The 18,761-nt window shown below is 70.4% G+C and carries 14 protein-coding genes and 1 pseudogene; 10 read left to right on the top strand and 5 right to left on the bottom strand.

What is annotated here, in order from left to right; all coding sequences use genetic code 11:
- Nucleotides 1-129: 129 nt before the first annotated feature.
- Nucleotides 130-948 carry a L,D-transpeptidase family protein gene (locus tag ABT367_RS24365; protein WP_352255213.1) on the bottom strand — a complete coding sequence of 273 codons (819 nt, stop codon included), beginning with the start codon at nucleotides 946-948 and terminating at the stop codon, nucleotides 130-132.
- 129 nt (nucleotides 949-1,077) lie between these two features.
- Here ABT367_RS24365 and ABT367_RS24360 point away from each other — a divergent pair, with 129 nt between their 5' ends.
- A complete protein-coding gene (locus tag ABT367_RS24360) occupies nucleotides 1,078-2,685 on the top strand; it encodes an acyl-CoA mutase large subunit family protein (RefSeq protein ID WP_352255212.1) in 1,608 nt (535 codons plus the stop codon).
- Nucleotides 2,686-2,765: 80 nt separating this feature from the next.
- On the top strand, nucleotides 2,766-3,425 hold the full coding sequence (gene leuE, locus ABT367_RS24355; RefSeq protein ID WP_352255211.1) for a leucine efflux protein LeuE: 660 nt from the start codon (nucleotides 2,766-2,768) through the stop codon (nucleotides 3,423-3,425).
- Here the strand turns inward: leuE and ABT367_RS24350 are convergent.
- On the bottom strand, nucleotides 3,412-4,905 hold the full coding sequence (locus tag ABT367_RS24350; protein WP_352255210.1) for an FAD-dependent monooxygenase: 1,494 nt from the start codon (nucleotides 4,903-4,905) through the stop codon (nucleotides 3,412-3,414). The genes leuE and ABT367_RS24350 overlap by 14 nt on opposite strands.
- 87 nt (nucleotides 4,906-4,992) lie before the next feature.
- Here ABT367_RS24350 and ABT367_RS24345 point away from each other — a divergent pair, with 87 nt between their 5' ends.
- A complete protein-coding gene (locus ABT367_RS24345; protein WP_434975523.1) occupies nucleotides 4,993-5,661 on the top strand; it encodes a TetR/AcrR family transcriptional regulator C-terminal domain-containing protein in 669 nt (222 codons plus the stop codon).
- Nucleotides 5,662-5,707: 46 nt separating this feature from the next.
- On the opposite strand, the gene ABT367_RS24340 is transcribed toward ABT367_RS24345, so the two are convergent.
- Nucleotides 5,708-6,856, bottom strand: coding sequence for an acyltransferase family protein (locus ABT367_RS24340; RefSeq protein WP_352255208.1), 1,149 nt, complete (start codon nucleotides 6,854-6,856; stop codon nucleotides 5,708-5,710).
- Nucleotides 6,857-7,082: 226 nt separating this feature from the next.
- Between ABT367_RS24340 and ABT367_RS24335 the strand changes: the two genes are divergently transcribed.
- Entirely contained in the window at nucleotides 7,083-8,549 is a 1,467-nt protein-coding gene (locus ABT367_RS24335; protein WP_352255207.1) for a glycosyltransferase family 29 protein, read from the top strand.
- Nucleotides 8,546-10,876, top strand: a complete 2,331-nt coding sequence (locus tag ABT367_RS24330; protein ID WP_352255206.1) for a glycosyltransferase — start codon at nucleotides 8,546-8,548, stop codon at nucleotides 10,874-10,876. The genes ABT367_RS24335 and ABT367_RS24330 overlap by 4 nt, the downstream gene beginning before the upstream one ends.
- Nucleotides 10,877-10,933: 57 nt before the next feature.
- On the opposite strand, the gene ABT367_RS24325 is transcribed toward ABT367_RS24330, so the two are convergent.
- Together ABT367_RS24325 and ABT367_RS24320 are read right to left on the bottom strand one after the other, a co-directional pair.
- Nucleotides 10,934-12,307 carry an alpha-2,8-polysialyltransferase family protein gene (locus ABT367_RS24325; protein WP_352255205.1) on the bottom strand — a complete coding sequence of 458 codons (1,374 nt, stop codon included), beginning with the start codon at nucleotides 12,305-12,307 and terminating at the stop codon, nucleotides 10,934-10,936.
- Nucleotides 12,307-13,284, bottom strand: coding sequence for a glycosyltransferase family 2 protein (locus ABT367_RS24320; protein WP_352255204.1), 978 nt, complete (start codon nucleotides 13,282-13,284; stop codon nucleotides 12,307-12,309). The genes ABT367_RS24325 and ABT367_RS24320 overlap by 1 nt, the downstream gene beginning before the upstream one ends.
- A gap of 187 nt (nucleotides 13,285-13,471) precedes the next feature.
- Here ABT367_RS24320 and ABT367_RS24315 point away from each other — a divergent pair, with 187 nt between their 5' ends.
- From ABT367_RS24315 to ABT367_RS24295, 5 genes and pseudogenes are all read left to right on the top strand, one after another.
- A complete protein-coding gene (locus ABT367_RS24315) occupies nucleotides 13,472-14,797 on the top strand; it encodes a DUF6716 putative glycosyltransferase (RefSeq protein WP_352255203.1) in 1,326 nt (441 codons plus the stop codon).
- 83 nt (nucleotides 14,798-14,880) lie between these two features.
- Nucleotides 14,881-16,146 (top strand): acylneuraminate cytidylyltransferase, encoded by a 1,266-nt coding sequence (locus ABT367_RS24310; RefSeq protein WP_352255202.1) that lies wholly within the window; start codon nucleotides 14,881-14,883, stop codon nucleotides 16,144-16,146.
- Nucleotides 16,147-16,214: 68 nt separating this feature from the next.
- Nucleotides 16,215-17,141 (top strand): N-acetylneuraminate synthase family protein, encoded by a 927-nt coding sequence (locus ABT367_RS24305; RefSeq protein ID WP_165332779.1) that lies wholly within the window; start codon nucleotides 16,215-16,217, stop codon nucleotides 17,139-17,141.
- A 23-nt stretch (nucleotides 17,142-17,164) separates the two neighbouring features.
- A complete protein-coding gene (locus ABT367_RS24300; RefSeq protein ID WP_352255201.1) occupies nucleotides 17,165-18,250 on the top strand; it encodes a hypothetical protein in 1,086 nt (361 codons plus the stop codon).
- 49 nt (nucleotides 18,251-18,299) lie between these two features.
- Nucleotides 18,300-18,761, top strand: a pseudogene (locus ABT367_RS24295) (hypothetical protein); the annotation flags it as partial.

The raw sequence follows: 18,761 nt of genomic DNA, 5'->3' as shown, positions 1-18,761 counted from the left end.
CCGGCGCAGATACAAGTGAGCCGACTGGTCATCGGCGTGCACGAGCCGGGGTTCCCCCCGTACCCCATGGCTCGGTGCAGTCGGCAGGGGTGGGTCACGTTCCCCCGGACCCACCCCTGCCCCTCAACCTCACCAGTAGACAACCACCTTGTCGCCGGCCTTCACCTGCTCGAACAGCGACGCGATCTTCGCTTCGTCGCGTACGTTCACGCAGCCGTGCGAAGCCCCCGTGTAGCCCCGGGCCTTGAAGTCCGACGAGTAGTGCACCGCCTGGCCCCGGCTGAAGAACATCGCGTACGGCATCGGGGTGTCGTACAGCGTCGAGTGGTGGTTGCGGGACTTGAAGTCCACCTTGAACACGCCCTCGCGCGTGGGTGTCATCTCCGAGCCGAAGCGGACGTCGACCTGGAGCTGAGCCTTGCCGTCCACCATCCACACCAGGGTGCGGCTGGTCTTGCTGATGCAGAGCACCCGGCCCTCAAGGCACCGCGGATCAGGCTTGGCGGCCGGCTGATCGCCGCCCGCGTACAGCTCGAAGAAGCCCGGCTTCGAGGTCATCTTGAGCAGCCGCTCCCACGTGACCGCGTCGACCTCACCCGTCTCGGGCAGTCCGCGCTTGTCCTGGAACCCCTTGACCGCCTTGACGGTGCTGCCCCCGTACGAGCCGTCGGGGTACTCGAACAGCCAGGCCACCTGCCGCAGCCGGGCCTGCAGTTCACGCACCTTCATGCCCTTGTCGCCCTCGCTGAGCAGTGCGCTCTGCGCCTCGGGCCCGTCGGGCTCCCGGGTGCCGGACGGCGTGGACGAGGGCTTGTCGTCCGCCGGCTTCGACGAGCCCGGCGGCTTCGTGGGGGCGGATCCGGCCGAACCCGACACCGTGCACCCCGCGGCCGCGGCCACCACCACGGCTGCGGCAAGCACTCTCCGTATGACGGAATTCCGCTGCATCTCGTCCCCCCAAGGTCTGACCCCGCCAGGCCCCGTACCTGCCGCGTGTCCCTGTAGATGATTCCCGCGCATGATTGGTTGCGAACGCCCTACGGGATCACTGATGCGTTACCGAAGGGAGACAAGGCCATGGCACGGCAGTCGGAAAAGGGCACCCCGGAGCGGGAGTCGGAGTCGGGGCTGCCCCTCGCTCCGGTGTACGGACCCGAGGCGCTGGCGGGCTGGGATCCCGCGGAGCGGCTCGGAGAGCCCGGCGCATATCCGTACACGAGGGGCGTCTACCCCTCGATGTACGCGGGACGCCCCTGGACCATGCGGCAGTACGCGGGCTTCGGCACGGCCGCCGAGTCCAACGCCCGCTACCGGCAGCTGATCGCCTCGGGCACGACGGGCCTGTCCGTCGCCTTCGACCTGCCCACCCAGATGGGCCACGACAGCGACGCCCCGCTCGCCCACGGCGAGGTGGGCAAGGTCGGGGTGGCGATCGACTCGATCGACGACATGCGGGTGCTCTTCGACTCGATCCCGCTCGGTCAGGTCTCCACGTCGATGACCATCAACGCACCCGCCGCCGTGCTGCTCCTGCTCTACCGACTGGTGGCCGAGGAACAGGGCGTCCCCGCCGCCGAGTTGACCGGCACGGTCCAGAACGACGTGCTCAAGGAGTACATCGCCCGCGGCACGTACATCTTCCCGCCGAAGCCCTCCTTGCGCCTGGTCGCTGACACCTTCCGCTACTGCCGCGCCGAGCTGCCGCGCTGGAACACCATCTCCATCTCCGGCTACCACATGGCGGAGGCGGGTGCCTCGCCCGCGCAGGAGATCGCGTTCACGCTCGCGGACGGCATCGAGTACGTACGCACCGCGCTCGCGGCCGGGATGGACGTGGACGAGTTCGCGCCGCGCCTGTCCTTCTTCTTCGTGGCCCGTACGACGCTCCTGGAGGAGGTCGCCAAGTTCCGGGCGGCGCGCAGGATCTGGGCGCGGGTGATGAAGGAGGAGTTCGGCGCGAAGGACCCCAAGTCCCTGATGCTGCGCTTCCACACGCAGACCGCCGGGGTGCAGCTGACCGCCCAGCAGCCCGAGGTCAATCTCGTACGCGTCGCCGTCCAGGGTCTCGCCGCGGTGCTCGGCGGCACCCAGTCCCTGCACACCAACTCCTTCGACGAGGCGATCGCGCTGCCGACCGAGAAGTCGGCCCGCCTCGCCCTGCGCACGCAGCAGGTCCTCGCGTACGAGACGGACGTCACCGCGACCGTGGACCCCTTCGCGGGCTCGTACGCGGTGGAGAAGATGACGGACGACATGGAGACGGCCGTACGCGAACTCATGGTCCGGATCGAGGACCTGGGCGGCGCGGAGGCGGCGATCGAGCACGGCTTCCAGAAGTCCGAGATCGAGCGGAACGCGTACCGCATCGCGCAGGAGACCGAGGCGGGGGAGCGTGTGGTGGTCGGCGTGAACCGCTTCCGGCTCGATACGGAGGAGCCGTACGAGCCGCTGCGGGTGGACCCGGCGATCGAGGCACAGCAGGTGGCACGGCTCGGGCGGCTGCGGGCGGAACGGGACCAGGGCGCGGTCGACCGTGCGCTGGCCTTGCTGCGGGAGGCGGCCGGCGGGGACGCGAACGTCCTGTACCCGATGAAGGACGCGCTGGCCGCCCGGGCCACGGTGGGGGAGGTGTGCGGGGCGCTGCGGGAGGTGTGGGGGACGCATGTGCCGACGGACGCGTACTGAGAGGTACGGGTTCGGAGGGGCTGGTTCCGCTATCCGGAACGGCCGTGAACCGTATCCGCCTTTCATGCGACACTCCCGCCATGCTGGGTGTCATAGATCTGCCGACGTACCTCGCGGGACTCATCGTCATCGTCCTGCTCCCTGGTCCGAACTCGCTGTACGTCCTCTCGGTCGCCGCACGTCGCGGTGTCCGCTCGGGCTATACGGCGGCGGCCGGTGTGTGGTGCGGCGACACGGTGCTCATGACGCTCTCGGCGATGGGTGTGGCCTCGCTCCTTCAGGCCAACGCGCTGCTCTTCTCGATCGTCAAGTTCGCCGGCGCCGGCTATCTGACCTGGCTCGCGATCGGGATGCTGCGTGCGGCCTGGTCGATGTGGCGCACGCGCCGCGAACGCCTCGCGGAGGCGGCCGAGGACGCGCGGACCCCCGTGGTGAAGGAGGAACGGCCGTTCCGCCGCGCCTTCGTGGTCAGTCTGCTCAACCCGAAGGCGATCCTGTTCTTCATCGCCTTCTTCGTGCAGTTCGTCGACCCGGCGTACGCGCACCCCGCGCTGTCGTTCGTGGTCCTGGGCGCCTTCGCCCAGCTCGCGAGCTTCCTCTATCTCTCGGTGCTGATCTTCAGCGGTACGAAGCTGGCGGCGGCGTTCCACCGTCGTCGTGCGCTTTCCGCGGGGGCGACGTCTGCGGCCGGGGCCCTGTTCATCGGGTTCGCGGTGAAGTTGTCCGTCAGCAGCGTGTGAGGTCGGGCCTCGGGGCCCCGGTGCATCCGAACTTCGTTCGGATCTGCTCAAGCGCCGCAGGGGCTGAGTTTGCCGGACCGGCCGGGTCCGCCGGACCGGCTGAGTCCGCCCACCCGATATAGCCGTCAGGCCGTACGAGGAAGAGGCCTCGGCCGTACGCCTCGTACGAGCCGATCCGTGCCGTGCGCAGCAGCCCGTCCGCCCCGTCGGGCGCGGGCAGTTCCGTGTCCACCGCGAGCAGGGTGAAGTGCGGGCCGCGGAAGAGGTCGAAGAGGCGGATGCCGTCCACGACCCCGTCGGGGGCGCGGTCGCCGGCGCGCAGAGCACCCGCCGCGCCCGAGGACAGGGAGGAGTCCCGGTACCCGAGGCCCAGTTGCTGCGTGGCGCGGCCGCGGGACTGTTCGCCGCGGTGGATCCGCGTCGACAGGCCGAGCATCCCGGCGGCGAGCGGGCGGCGCTCCTCCTCGTACGTGTCGAGCAGGGTGTCGGGGCAGCGCCCGTGCAGCACCTGGCCGAGCTTCCAGCCCAGGTTGTACGCGTCCTGGACGCTGGTGTTGAGGCCCTGACCGCCGGCCGGTGAGTGGACGTGGGCCGCGTCGCCCGCCAGGAAGACCCGGCCTGCGCGGAAGCGGTCGGCGAGGGCCGCGCGGGGGCGGAAGTCCGAGGACCAGCGGATCTCGGTGACATCGTCGGCCGACAGATGCGTACGGGCGGCGATCAGTTTGCGGACGCCGTCCGGCGAGGTGTCCGGGGCGCCGTCCGGCGACGTGCCCGCGGCGCCCTCCTTGAACTGGGCCATCAACTGGAAGTCGGTGGTCCCGGGCAGCGGGCACAGGGTCAGCACGCCGTCGGGCGACGCCGGGAAGAAGTGCCAGTTGTCGCGGTCCAGCGCGGCCGGATCGATCCGTACGTCCGCGACGAGGGTCGGCGCGGGGTCCACCTCCTCGCCCGTCATGCCGATGCCGAGCAGCCGGCGCACGGTGGAGCGACCGCCGTCCGCGGCGACGGCGTACCGGGCGCGGACGGTCGAGCCGTCGTCGAGGGTCGCGGTCACCGCGTCCGCGTCCTGCTCGATGCCGCGCAGCCCCCGTCCGAACTCCACGTCCCCGCCCAGCTCCCGCAGCCGCGCGAGGAGGATCTCCTGGGTGCGCCACTGCGGGATCATGCAGGGCCGCCCGGCATACGGCTCCGCGGGCGTCGATTCGATGGACTCGGCCGCGAACATGTCGTGCTCGCCCTGGCGCTCACCATCGCTCCACACCATGCCCACCGGGGCGGGCCCGCCCGCCGCGAGCACCTCGTCGAGGACGCCGAGGTCATGGAAGACCTCCAGCGTGCGGGGCTGCATGCCCTTGCCGCGCGAGCCCGGGAACAGGGCGTCCGCCTTCTCCACGACCCGCGCGTCGACCCCGCGGCGGGCCAGATCGACGGCCAGCGCGAGTCCGGTCGGGCCCGCTCCCACGATCAGTACGTCCAGCATCGCCCGCTCCTTAACGTCGTTAAGTTCGATGGTCGATAGTGCCCTTAACGACGTTAAGGAATCAACCCTTAACGCCGTTAGATGGCGATGGAGCACAATGAGCCCGTGCCTCCCGCGAAGATCGACCGCCTCCGCGTCGCCGACACCGCGCTGCGTCTCCTGAACGACGTCGGCCTCGACGGCCTGTCCCTGCGCGTCATCGCCAAGGAGCTCGACGTCAAGGCGCCCGCGCTGTACTGGCACTTCAAGGACAAGCAGGCGCTGCTCGACGAGATGGCGACCGAGATGCTCCGCCGGATGACCGCCGACATGACGGCGGGCGTGACCTCCGGCGACTGGCGCGCGATCCTCACGGGCGCGATGCGCGGACTGCGCGAGCATCTGCTGCGTTACCGCGACGGCGCCAAGGTCTACAGCGGCACCCGCTTCACGGACACCTCGTACGCCGAGCCGATGGAGCGGATGCTCGCCGCCCTCGTCGCCTGCGGGTTCGCCCCGCGGGCGGCCGCCCGGGCCTGGTTCACCGCGTACAGCTACACGATCGGTTACGTGATCGAGGAGCAGGCCATGGGCCCGGACCCGGCGGCCGGAGGCGAGAGCTACGACCTGGAGGCCCGCGCCGAGCGGCTTGCCTCCTTCCCGAACGCCGCCGCGGCCGGCGAGGAGATGTTCCGCGAGCGGGACTCGGGGTTCGAGGCAGGGCTGGCCGCGGTGGTCGCCGGCCTCGGCGCCACGCTGGGGCCGAGCGGGACCTGACGCTCGGGCCGGGCCGGCTGTGACCGCTCAGGCCGGGCGTGACCGCTCAGGCCGAGCCGAACGGCCGCCCCAGCCGCTCCCGTAGCAGCGGAGTGGCCCACTTCTCGACGTACCGGTGGAGGAGCCAGGCCAGCGCCAGCATTCCCGCCACCGTCAGCGTGAACGTCGCCCAGGACGGGAGGCCGAAGCCTCGGTGCAGGAAGCGGACCGAGACCCAGCCCAGGTGTTCGTGCACCAGGTAGAAGGGGTACGTGAGCGCGCCCGCTGTGGTCAGCCAGCGCCAGTCGGCCCACCGCAGCCCGCCGAGCGCGATCGCCGCGACCGCCGCGAAACCGAAGGTGACCACGGCGATGATGGCGAGCGAGGGGCGGTAGGCGAACAGGTCGGGGGAGGGTGCCTGGTACAGCTCCCGTACCGCGTAGTGCTGTCCGGTCAGCCAGCTGACGGCGACGATGCCCCAGGCCGTCAGGTCGCGGCGGTCGCGGTGGACCAGGTACAGGCCCATGCCGCCGATGAAGAACGGGGCGTACTCGGGCATCAGGACCAGGTCGAGGAGAGGCGAGCCGGCGGCGTCCGCGACCGCCGCGCCCAGAGTCCACACCGCGCAGAAGAGCACCACGCGCTGCCGGGTCGCCCCCGGGAGCACGATGCACAGCGCGAACAGGGCGTAGAAGCGGACCTCCGCCCACAGCGTCCAGCAGACCCCGAGGACCCGGTCCACGCCGAGCGGCATCTGCAGCATCGACAGGTTGACCAGGAAGTCGCTGGGCGAGACCGCCTTGTAGACCACGGGCGGCAGCGCGAACACGATCGTGACGAGAACGACCGCGGCCCAGTACGAGGGCAGCAGCCGCGACGCCCGCGAGGCGAAGAACGAGCGCAGGGTGCGGCCCCAGCCGCTCATGCAGATCACGAAGCCACTGATCACGAAGAAGATCTGCACGCCGAGACAGCCGAGCGCGAACCATTCGTGGGCCGTGGGGAATTGGATTTCCGGCGAGCTGCCCCATGCGTCGGAAATCGCGCCACCGCGACCGCCGTAGTGATAACCGGCGACCATCAGGGCCGCGAGCAGCCGCAATCCGTCGAGCGCACGCAGGCGTGAGCCCTGCCGTTTCGGCCTTTCCGGCTGCCGGACGGTCTCGGGCGCCGTAAGGACGGTCTCGGGCGCCGTACGGACGGCAAGGCTGGTCACGGAATTCCCCTTGGCGGCAGTGCTCTTTCGTTACGCGTGCTCCTGCACGTTAAACGTGTTTCCACGGGCAACTCCGCACTCGGGGCAACGATTGTCCCGCTGTCCGCGGCCAGTTCACCTGGGCGTCGCTTTCGCTTCCTACTTTTTTCCGCACCCCCACATGCAGAGCCTTCTCCCCCCACATGCAGAGCCACACGCAGTCACCAATGACGACACCGGGAGCACCATGACGAGGGTCCTCACCAAGCGGGTGCGCGCACGCGGCGGGGAGTTGGAGGACTGCCTGCGCGCGTGCGCCGCGCACAGCGGGAAACTGGTCGGCACCGAAGACCGCCGGCGCGTCGAACTCGCCGAGCAGCTGCGGAAGTTGCTCGTCCTGTGGAGCACAGCCCCGGTCGCCGCCCCGGCCCCCACCACCGGCGCCACCGCCCGCCTCAAGCGCGCAGTCAAGGGCGCCGCCACCTCGGCGTCCCCGCTGGACAACGAGCTGCTCGACGCCCTGCTCGCGGTCGCCGACCGTGCGCTGCGCTGCGGGTACGACGACGAACTGGGCCTTGCCGAGGTCGTCGCGGACACGGTGCTCGAGCACCGGAGCAGCTCACGTGCGGGCTGGCGGCTGCGGGGCCGGGTGCTCGAGGCGCAGGGACGGCCCACCGAAGCGGTCGAGGCCTACGAGCGCCATCTGGAGCTGACCAAGGAGGACGGGTACGGCGTGCGCGCCCGCGTCGACGGGATGCGCGCGGCGACCGGGGCCCGCACCGAGCTGCTCGCCCTGCTGGCCCGCACCGTCCCGGACGCCGAGCGGTTCAGCGCCGCTCCGGCCACCGACACATGGGCCGACGGCCTCGCCGCCCACGACGCGGGCGACCCGGCGGGCGCCCGGGCACGCATGGTCGGCGCGATCCTTGCCATGGACCGCGCCGGCAGCCCCGACCACGAGGTCCAGGAGGCGCTGAGTCACTACCTCGGGCTGACGACGCGACCGAGCACCTCGCCCACCACGGACCAGCTCGAGGCGATCGCCCTGTACGCGAACGCCCGCCGCAACCGCATGCGCGGCCCCGTCCCCGACCCGCTGTTCGAGGGCGTGCAGTGGCTGAGCCTGGGGGAGTTCCGCAACAGGATCACCGGCAAGTCCGTCTGCCTGATCGCCAATTCGGGCCGGATGGCCGAGAGCCGCCTCGGCGCCGAGATCGACGCGTACGACCTGGTGGTCCGCTTCAACTCGTACCGGATCGACCGCAGGCACACCGGTGAGCGCACCGACATCCACACCACCGTGCACAAGCACTTCTACAACTGGGACCAGCACGTCGAGACCCGGCTCGTCTTCAGCGGGATCTCGGCCGACTGGAAGCACTCGGTGCGCAACAAGCTGATCCCGGGCGCCCAGAAGTACGTGAACGACGAGTCGCTGCGCTGGCCCGTGCGCAACCTCGGCGGCAAGGCCGCCGCCGGGCTGCCGCCGATTCCGACCTCCGGCTTCAACATGCTCTGGCTGCTCGACTTCCTCGACGTCAGCCCCGCGATCGATCTGATCGGCTTCGACTTCTACGAGAGCGGCGCCTACCGCACCCCCGAGGCGATGAAGCTGGCCATCGCCCACGTCCACGAATACGGCAGCGAGAAGGCATGGGTCATGGAGCGGGCCCAGAGCGTCTCCGGCGACGGCATGAGGATTTCCCTGAGATGACCATCACCACGTCCGCGCCGGTGAGCGCGCCCACCGCCGACGCCTCTGCGCTGACCGGCAAGCGCCGTATCGCCTTCGCGAGCTTCGTCGACGAGAACTATCTGCCCGGGTTCCTCACGCTGCTGCGCTCGCTCGCCCTGTCCAACCCGGACATCTGCGAGGACTTCCTCGTCCTGCACGACGGGCTGCGCCCCGACTCCGTGGCGCGCATCAGGGCCCTGCACCCGCGCGTCGTGTTCCGCCGGGTGAACGCCGGGCACTACGACGCGTACGAGAAGGGCGACCAGGACAACTACCTGGTCCGCAAGGCGTACTTCATCCTGGACGTGTTCCGCGTCCGGGACTACGACACGGTGATCACGCTCGACACCGACATGGTGGTCCTCGGCCCCATCGGTGAGCTGCTCGCCCTGCGCCATGGCTTCGGAGCGGTGCCGCAGTTCTTCTTCAACGACATGAACCGCAAGTTCAACAGCGGTCTGCTCGTGATCCAGAAGGAGTTCCTGACCGACGAGTTCTGTTCCCGGATCGACGAGGTCGGCCGCAGCGGGGCGTACGAACTCGACAAGCACGACCAGGGCATCCTCAACGCCATCCTCGACGGCGACTATCTGAAGCTCGACCCCCGCTACAACTTCGTCAAACGGCGGCTCTCCGGGGACGGACCGGTACCCGAGGACATCTCCGTCCTGCACTTCACGGGCCGCCACAAGCCCTGGCAGGGCGGTGAGTCGGGCTACGGCCAGGCGCAGGAGCGGTGGGCCGAGTACGAGCTGACGGACGCCGAACTGCACGCCGCCTTCCTCGCCAGGAGCGGTCTCCACCGCGACCTGCTCATCCACTACGGCACCCCCCACGTCCACCGCACCCGCGACGCCACCACCGCCCGCAAGGTCGCCCTCGCCCAGATCGGCGGCGGTGACTTCCAGGCTGCCGTCGACGTACTGGAGCAGGCCGATCTCCCGGTCGACGACGCCTGGGCGCACGAGGTCTACGGGCACGCCCTGTTGAGCGTCTCGCGCTACGCGGAGGCCCGCGCCCAGCTGCTGCTCGCGACCGCGGCGCCCAACCGGGCCGCGACCGCGTTCAGCCGGCTCGCGCAGACAGCGTGGGTGCATGGCGACGACGCCGCGGCCCGTACGTACGCGCTCGAAGGTCTGACCGTGGACCCGACCCACCGGGCGAGCCGGCTGTGGCATCAGCGCACCACCGGTGTCCCGGAGCAGCAGTCGGGCAGCGCCGGCGACCAACTCGCCCATGTGGCCTTCTACATGGACCGCCAGGGCAACGCGGGCGACAAGATGCTCCCCGAGAGCGTCCGGCTGGCCGTCGGGGGCGAGGACACGAGCGCGCGTCGCTGGCACTCCGTGCACGCCCACCGCCTCTTCGACGAGGCGGCGCTGCGGCGGGTCAACGCACGGCGCGGACTGGTGATCGGCGGCGGCGGTCTCTTCATCCCCGACACCATGCCGAACGGCAACAGCGCCTGGCAGTGGAACGTGCCGGACGAGCTCCTGGAGCGTATCGACGTACCCGTCGCGGTCTTCGCCGTGGGCTTCAACGCGTTCGACGGCCAGTCCTACCGGGCCGAGCGCTTCCGGTCCTCACTGCGGCTGCTCGTCGAGAAATCCTCGCTCTTCGGGCTGCGCAACCACGGCTCGATCGAGAAGGTCCGCCGATTGTTGCCCGCGCATCTGCACGACAAGGTGCGCTTCCAGCCTTGCCCCACGACCGTCACCCGGCAGATGGTGAGCGGCTGGCAGGACCCGGCGGTCCGCGAGGACACCATCCTCGTCAACGCCGCCTACGACCGTGCGGGCCTGCGCTTCGGCCATGACTACGAGTACTTCCTCGCCCAGATGGCCGCGGCTGTCCGCGAGTTGGGCAAGCTCGCCGAGGTCAAGTGCGTCGCGCACTCGCTCGACGACGAGAAGCTCGCCTTCGATCTGCGGCGCGAGCACGGCATCTCGCTGCCCGTGATCGGGATGTACGACTTCGACAACGCTCAGATCCTCGATCTGTACGCCAGGACGAAGCTGGTCATCGGGATGCGCGGCCACGCGGGCATGATCCCGTTCGGCTGCGGCACGCCGATCGTCTCCCTGATCTCCCACCCGAAGATGGCGTACTTCCTGCACGACATCGAACGGCCCGAGTGGGGTGTCTCCGTACACGACCGCGATCTCGCGGCCCGGCTCCTGGAGACGGCGGGCGCCCTGCTCGGCGACCATGCGGCGAGCGTCGCCGATGTGCACGGGCGCCAGCAGGAGCTGTGGAAGGTCACCGAGGCGAACGCGGCCGAACTGCGGACGGTCTTCGGCGGCTGACACGTACGAAAGGGGGCGGAGCCGGTGGCTCCGCCCCCTTCGCGTACGCAGGACTGGCTACTTCGACATCGCCCGCCGCAGCCGCCGTGCCTGGCGCACCACCCGCCGCGCGGTGGGATTGCGGGAGAGCGAGCTCAGCTTGGACGGCAGACCGCCCGGCAGACCGAGCGAGGTGAGCCGCTTGCGCTTGAAGTACTTCCAGGTCTCGTCGTCGAGGTGCCCGGACAGATACGCCTCGGCGGCGGGCCGCAGCTGCGGGTAGATCTGCGGCTGCATGGCGAACCCGATCGCGGTCAGGAGCGTGGAGAGCTGCTCGGTGTCGAGCTTCTGCGCCTCGGCCCCGGCTGCGTCCGTCACGTCCGTCACGTCCGGAAGCAGAGCGTGCACGATGGACAGCGGGATGCGGTTGCTGTTCTGGAACGGGGCGAGCCGGTCGAGCAGCCGCTCGGTGCCCACCCGCGCGACCGGGATCCCGTACAGGGCGCTCGCGGTGAGCAGCGCGGTCGAGAAGCAGCCGACCACCAGGGCGGGCTGCATCCGCTGATAGACCACCTCGGCGAGTACGGGGGTGTCGAGGACGGTCAGTTCGACACCGATCTTCTCCGCCTCGGCCTCGAGGAGCTGCACCTGCCGTTCGGGAGCGGAGGGATGCGGCTTGAACACGATCCGCCGGTGCCCCAAGTCGTACGCGCCCTTGACCATCTGGACGTGCAGCTTCTCCTCCTCCTCGGCGGAGAGGATCTTCAGCGCCGAGAGGTACTGGCCGAGCAGCAGCGCGGGATTTCCCGCGGGGAGGTCCAAGTCGTCCTGTGCGGAGCCCAGTTCGGAGAGGACCTTCTGGAAGGCCTCGGACGGGATGATCTCCGGCTCGACCTCGAACTCGCTCAGGAGCATCGGCTTGAGCCCGGCCACCAGATCCAGATGCAGCAGCCGCCGCACCCGGGTCCCGGTCAGCGGGTCCAGCTTGTTGCGCGTGGGGCCGTACGACATCAGGCCGTCCGCGTACACATGGACGGGCGCGCCGTGGAAGATCTGGCAGAAGGCGAGCGCCGGGTTGACCTGGAGCGACTCGACGGCGAGCTCTATGCGGTCGTCGCCCAGCTGCCACAGCATCCGGAAGTACCGCTCCCACAGCGGCACATCGTCCGGGCGTGGCGACCAGTCGCCCGGGTGGAAGGGCCGGATCGCCTCGTTGTACGAGACCACCGCGTCGAACCGTGTGCGCAGGAGCTCGAAGCCCGGCATCTCGTCGAGCGGGGTCGAGGTCTCGGGCGTCATCGTGTTGTTGAAGACGACGAGCACCCGCCGGTCGGCCGCGTCGAAGCAGTCCGCGTCGAGCGCCGCGGCCAGGGTCGCGGCCCCGTACAGCGTGGAGGCGCAGAAGAGCTGCGTGGTTCTGAACTCCCGTACAGCCAACGGCTTCTGTGGCATCAGGCTGCCTCCCCGGCGGGCACCGGCCGCCTGCGCAGCCGGCGAAGTTGAGTGGACCGCTCGTGGTCCATGGAGTCGAGCACGTCGGTGAGCAGATCCTGCGGCATCCGCTTGAGCGCCGCGGCCGCGAGCGTCCGCAGCCGCTTCGCCACCTGGGGCTCGAACTTGTCGATGGTGCCCAGGTGATGGGCGATGATCGCGCAGTACGTACGGACGGCCTTGGGCAGAAACCTGTCGGCCTCGGGGTCCTCGGCGGTGTCCGCGAGGACACGGTCGAAGGAACGGATGAAGTCGAGCTGGCGCACATCGCCGATCTGCGTCAGGGAGTTGGAGACCCCGCGCCGGTAGAACACCCCGAGCAGACCCGTCACCGCGAAGGACTCGGCCTCGCGGTGCAGCTTCCAGATCCACGGCCGGTCCTCGGCGGTGCGCAGCCCGTCCATGAAGTGCAGGACGCCCTTGTCGAGCAGCCGGCGGTGGTAGATCCCCGCCCAGGCGTACGCGTAGTCGACGGAGGTCGAGCGGTGCGCGGGCAGGATGACCTCGCGCGAGGGCATCACGACGTCCCGCAGTCCGTGCGGGACACGGTGGATGGTGCGGTTGCGGCCGGTGAACTGGACGTGGTCGGTGCGCACGAAGTCGCAGCCGAGGTGGTCCATGGCGTCGACGAGTTGCGCGAAGTAGCCGGGGGCCACCCAGTCGTCGCCGTCCAGGAAGGTCAGATACTCGCCGCGTGCCGCGTCGAGACCGGTGTTGCGCGCGGTGGCCAGACCCCCGTTCTGTTCGTGCCGGATATGGACGACACCGGGGATCTCCTTGGCCGCACGCTCCAATAGCTCGGGTGTTCCATCTCTGGAACAGTCGTCCACGAGAATGAATTCAAAATCGGAACGCGCGTTCGCAGACAGGCTTCTGAGGGTCTCTGGCGCGTATTGCTGGACGTTGTAGAACGGCACGATGACGGAGAACTTAACCACCCGGGGGACATTAGGTGTCCGGATCTCATGAGGCCTGGCCCGGACGGAAATGGGGGATGAACGAAGCGTGGCAATCATGTGAACCCGCCCTCGACCTGGGCTGATTCGCCATTCGGCGGCGCGCTGTTAACCCGCTGTTGTTTTTCGATTCGGCCCGAGTCCCGAATGACTTCCTAGCGTCTGTGACGTGCCAAGCAAGAAGCAGACGCAGCGAGTTGCCGTACTCGCCGATTCCGACACCCGCTGGAAATGGGGTGCCCTTACCGCTCAGCGCATCGTAGCGGCCGGCAAGGGTAACGAAACGGACATTCGGCTCGACGGTTACCTGCTGCGCGGGCGTGCGACCCCCACCGCGCGTCAGCTGAGTGAAGTGGGCGTGCGGGCGGATGCCCTGCGCGAGGTCACGGGTGTCGAGTTCCTGGGGGAGATGGAGCGGGCGCGCGAGCGGTACGACGTGATCGTCCTCGCCCTCGTCGGCGGCGCCGTCCAGGCCATGCTGCACGGGCTCGCGCAGGTGTGGGCGGACCGGCCCGAGCGCCCCGTCGTCGTCACCGGTTACGTCGGTGTCGTCTACGAGAAGCTCGCCGACGGACTGCTCCTGCGGCACGGCGCCGATGTGGTGCTCGCCAACTCCCGCCAGGACGCGGAGCGTTTCCGCGCCGTGTACGAGGGCGTGGGCGCGGACGCCGGCGCGGTCACCGAGTGCGCGCTGCCGTTCCTGGGCGGGGCGCCCTACGCGGCGCCGAACGACCCGTACACGGTGTGCTTCGCAGCCCAGCCCTCCGTACCGGAGAGCCGCGCGGACCGTACGTACCTCCTGAAGCGGATGATCCGGCACGCGAAGCTCCACCCGGAGCGCGAGGTGCTGATCAAGCTCCGCTCCAAGCCGGGCGAGCACACCACGCACATCGAGGAACTCCCGTACCAGAAGCTCGCTCAGAAGGAAGGGCTGCCCGCCAACTGCCGTCTCGTGTACGGGCACATGGGCGAGGTCCTCGACCGCACCGATCTGCTCGTGACCGTCAGCTCCACCGCCGCGCTCGAAGCGCTGCACCGGCGCATCCCCACCGCGGTCCTCACCGACCTCGGGGTGCGCGAGGCGCTCGGCAACCACCACTTCACCGGCTCCGGCTGCCTCGCCTCCTGGACCGAGCTCGACGAGGGGTATGTCCCCGTGCCCGACGAACGGTGGCTCGCCCGCCAGGGTGTGGCCGCCGACGGCGCGTACGGGACCGCCTTCGACCAGGCTCGCGCCCGCCTCGCCGAACTGGCCGCGAAGCCCCAACTGCCGCCGCTCACGCCGTACTACACGCTCACCACCGCACCCGGCTATCTGCCCGGCATCCTCGCCCGCCACCACCTCGCGCCCGACGGCCGGCCGCTGCCGGGCGCGCAGGCCGCGGCCAAGGAGCCGGGACCCGTGCGCCAGATCGTGCGGCAGGCCGCGCGCGGCGCCTACCGGCACGGCGTCCAGCGCGTCGCGCCGGTGATCCGGCGGATGGGGGAGCTGTGACCGCCTCCGCTCTGACCGCCTTCGCTGCCGTGACCGGCCCCGCTGCCGTGACCAACTCCGTTGCTCCTGAAGGAGATCAGTCCATGACGACCAGCCCGGTACGCAGGGTGCTCGCCGTGATCCCCGCGCGCGGCGGATCCAAGGGCGTACCCGCCAAGAACCTCAGCCCCGTCGGCGGCGTACCGCTCGTCGCCCGCGCCGTGCGCGAGTGTCTGACCTCGCGCCATGTGACGGATGTCGTCGTCTCCACCGACGACGACGCCATCGCCGCCGCGGCCCGTGGCGCCGGCGCCGAGGTGGTGCTCCGCCCGGCGGCGATCGCCGGTGACACCGCGACCTCCGAGGCCGCCGTCCTGCACGCCCTGGACGCCCATGAGGCGCTGCACGGCGCGGCCGTGGACGTGGTGCTGCTCGTGCAGTGCACCAGCCCGTTCCTGGTCCGCGAGGACGTGGACAAGGTGGCCGCCGCGGTCATCGACGAGGGCGCCGACACCGCGCTGACCGTCGCGCCGTTCCACGGCTTCGTCTGGCGGGACGCGAGCGACGAGCCGCCCGTGGCCGGCGAGCAGCGGGTGGCCGCCCAGGGCGGTACCACCACGGTCGTCGCCCCGGCCACCACCTCGGGCGGCTACGGCGTCAACCACGACAAGTCCTTCCGGCCCCGCCGCCAGGACCGCCCGCAGGACCTCCTGGAGACCGGCGCGGTATACGCGATGACCGTGTCCGGCTTCCGCGAGGCGGGCCACCGCTTCTTCGGCCGTACGGAGCTCGTGCGCACCGACCCCGCCCGGGTCCTGGAGATCGACGACCCGCACGACCTCGCCCGCGCCCGCGCGCTGGCCCCGCTCCTCGACGCCGAACGGACCGGCGCCCTTCCGGGCCGCGACGACGTGGACGCGATCGTCCTCGACTTCGACGGCACCCAGACCGACGACCGGGTGCTGATCGACGCGGAGGGAAAGGAGTTCGTCACCGTGCACCGCGGCGACGGACTCGGCATCGCGGCGCTGCGCGACAGCGGCCTGAAGATGCTGATCCTCTCCACGGAACAGAACCCGGTGGTCACCGCCCGCGCCCGGAAGCTCAAACTCCCCGTGCTGCACGGCATCGACCGCAAGGACCTCGCCCTCAAGCAGTGGTGCGAGGAACAGGGCGTCGCGCCCGAGCGCGTGCTCTATGTCGGCAACGACGTCAACGACCTCCCGTGCTTCGGCCTCGTCGGCTGGCCCGTGGCGGTCGCGAGCGCCCACGACGTCGTACGCGGCGCCGCGCGCGCCATCACCACCCAGGACGGGGGCGACGGCGCGATCCGGGAGATCGCGACGTGGATGCTCGGCCCCTCCCTCTGAACCCTCCTGAGTTCCCTCTGAACTCTCCTCCCCCCAGCGTCATTTCCCCACGTAAGGAACCACCTGCCATGACCTCCACCTCCCGTCTGCGCACCCTCGGCAAGAAGACCGCGGGCCCCGGCCGCCCCGTCTATGTCACCGGCGAGATCGGCATCAACCACAACGGCGACCTCGAGAACGCCTTCGCGCTGATCGACGCAGCGGCCGACGCCGGCTGCGACGCGGTCAAGTTCCAGAAGCGCACCCCTGAGATCTGCACCCCGCGCGACCAGTGGGACATCGAGCGCGACACCCCCTGGGGCCGGATGACCTACATCGACTACCGCCACCGCGTGGAGTTCGACGAGACCGCCTACCGGGCCATCGACGAGCACTGCAAGAAGCGCGGCATCGACTGGTTCGCCTCCCCGTGGGACACCGAGGCCGTCGCCTTCCTGGAGAAGTTCGACCTGCCCGCCCACAAGGTGGCCTCCGCCTCCCTGACCGACGACGAGCTGCTCCGCGCCCTGCGCGCGACCGGCCGCACGATCATCCTCTCCACGGGTATGTCCACCCCGCGTCAGATCCGCCACGCGGTCGAGGTGCTCGGCTCGGACAACATCCTTCTGTGCCACGCCACTTCGACGTACCCGGCGAAGGCCGAGGAGCTCAACCTGCGCGTGATCAACACGCTGCAGGCCGAGTACCCGAACGTGCCGATCGGCTACTCCGGCCACGAGACCGGCCTGCAGACCACGCTCGCCGCCGTCGCACTCGGCGCCACCTTCGTCGAGCGCCACATCACCCTCGACCGCGCCATGTGGGGCTCGGACCAGGCCGCGTCCGTCGAGCCGCAGGGCCTGACCCGCCTGGTGCGCGACATCCGCACCATCGAGGCCTCGCTCGGTGACGGCGTCAAGAAGGTGTACGAGTCGGAGCTCGGCCCGATGAAGAAGCTGCGCCGTGTCCAGGGCGTCGTCGCCGACGCCGGTGACCGCGAGCCGGTCGCGGTCTGACGGCCCCTTCCGAGGGTGACGTCATGACGTCCGCACACGGGCCCGCCGCATCCGCCGCCCCGTCGGCGGGTGCGGCGGCCCCGACGCTGGCTTTCGTCGAGAGCCCCGTGCAACTGCTCAACGTCCTGGAGTGGGCGCACGGGGCCGGCGGCGGGACGGCGACGATCGTCGTCCTGTCCCCGACGGATCCGATGACCCGCGGCCAGCTGCGCCGGATGGCCGAACTCGCCCGCGAGGAAGGCCATACCGTCCGCTGGGAGGAGGCCCGCGAGGGGGTGCTCGCGCCCCTGCACACGATCGGGGGACTCAGCCGGCTGCTGCGCAGGGCGGCGCGCGTGGTGATCGGCGACCCGTTCAGCCGCTACGTACAGCTGCTGCTCACGCTGAGCCGGGCCCGCGACATCGTGGTCGTCGACGACGGCACCGCCACGATGGAGTTCATCGCCCAACTCGCCGGCGGTGAACGCCTGGTGCGCTGGCACCGGCGCGGTGGCCGGCCCGGCCCGCGAGACCTCGTGTTCGCCCCGTTCTCGGCGGCCGCGCGCCGCCGGCTCACGCCGCGCACCTGCCGTACGGTCTCGGTCTTCTCCTCCATGCCGGTGAACGCCCCGGAGGGTGTCTCCGTCACGGAGAACGACTTCACCTGGACCCGCACCCGCTTCGGCCCGCCCCGCATCACCAAGGGCGCGGATCTGGTGGGCACTTCACTCGTGGAGACGGGTGTCGTGGACCCCGACCACTACCTGGAAGCGGTCCGCGCGCTGGCCAAGGCCCACGGTGCGACCCGCTACTTCGCCCACCGCCGCGAATCCACCCCCAAACTCCACCACCTCGCCGTGGAGACCGGCCTGGAGATCGTCCGCCCGGACCTCCCCTTGGAACTCATCGCCCGCAGAGGCCCCATCGGCCACCGCATCCTCAGCTTCCCCTCCACGGTCGTCCACACTCTGCCGCTGGCCCTCGCGGGCACCGGCGTCGAGGTCGCGGTGTGCGACATCGACCGCTCCTGGCTCACGGCAACCGCGTCCCCGCGAGCCGAGGGCTTCCTCTCGGGCGTCACGGGGACGGCGCGGGGGGTGCAGCGGCTGCAGTCGGTGCGGGTGGCATAGGGGCGGCCGGACGCTGTACGCCGCTGTGTGGTGAGGTCAGAATGCCGCCATGGCCGATGACGGGGAACCTCGCGCCGAAGCACCGTCCTTCCTCTCGTGCGCGAGGGAAGTGGTGCGGCTCCTCGGGCTGGAGGAGTCGTCGGCGTTGGCGCAGTCGAGGTGGGGGAGTGCGGCGTCCGCGCCGGAGCCGCGGCGGGCGCGCGCACTCGCCGCCGCGGTCCGTGAGCCGCTGCTCGAACGCCCCACGCTCCCCGAGGAGTTCTTCGCCCCGCTGATGGCCGCGTCCGTCCACGACCCCGACCCCAGCTTCTGCCGCTGGTTCGTCGAGCCCGCCGTGTACTCCTTCGGCCGCCGCCGGGTCTGTGCGGCACTGCTCGCGTATCTGCCCACCGCATCTGCAGCCCCGGCTCGACCGTGCGCTCGGGGTCGCCCGAGCGCCCGACAACCCGGATGTCCGCCACAGGGCGGCCGACGTGGAGCGCGGCCGGCCGACCCCGGGGTGGGCGCCCCA

The sequence above is a fragment of the Streptomyces mesophilus genome, assembly GCF_040300965.1.
Lineage (GTDB): Bacteria > Actinomycetota > Actinomycetes > Streptomycetales > Streptomycetaceae > Streptomyces > Streptomyces mesophilus_A.
The sequence above is the reverse complement of the archived record's forward strand: the minus strand, read 5'-3'. Positions and strand labels throughout refer to the sequence as shown.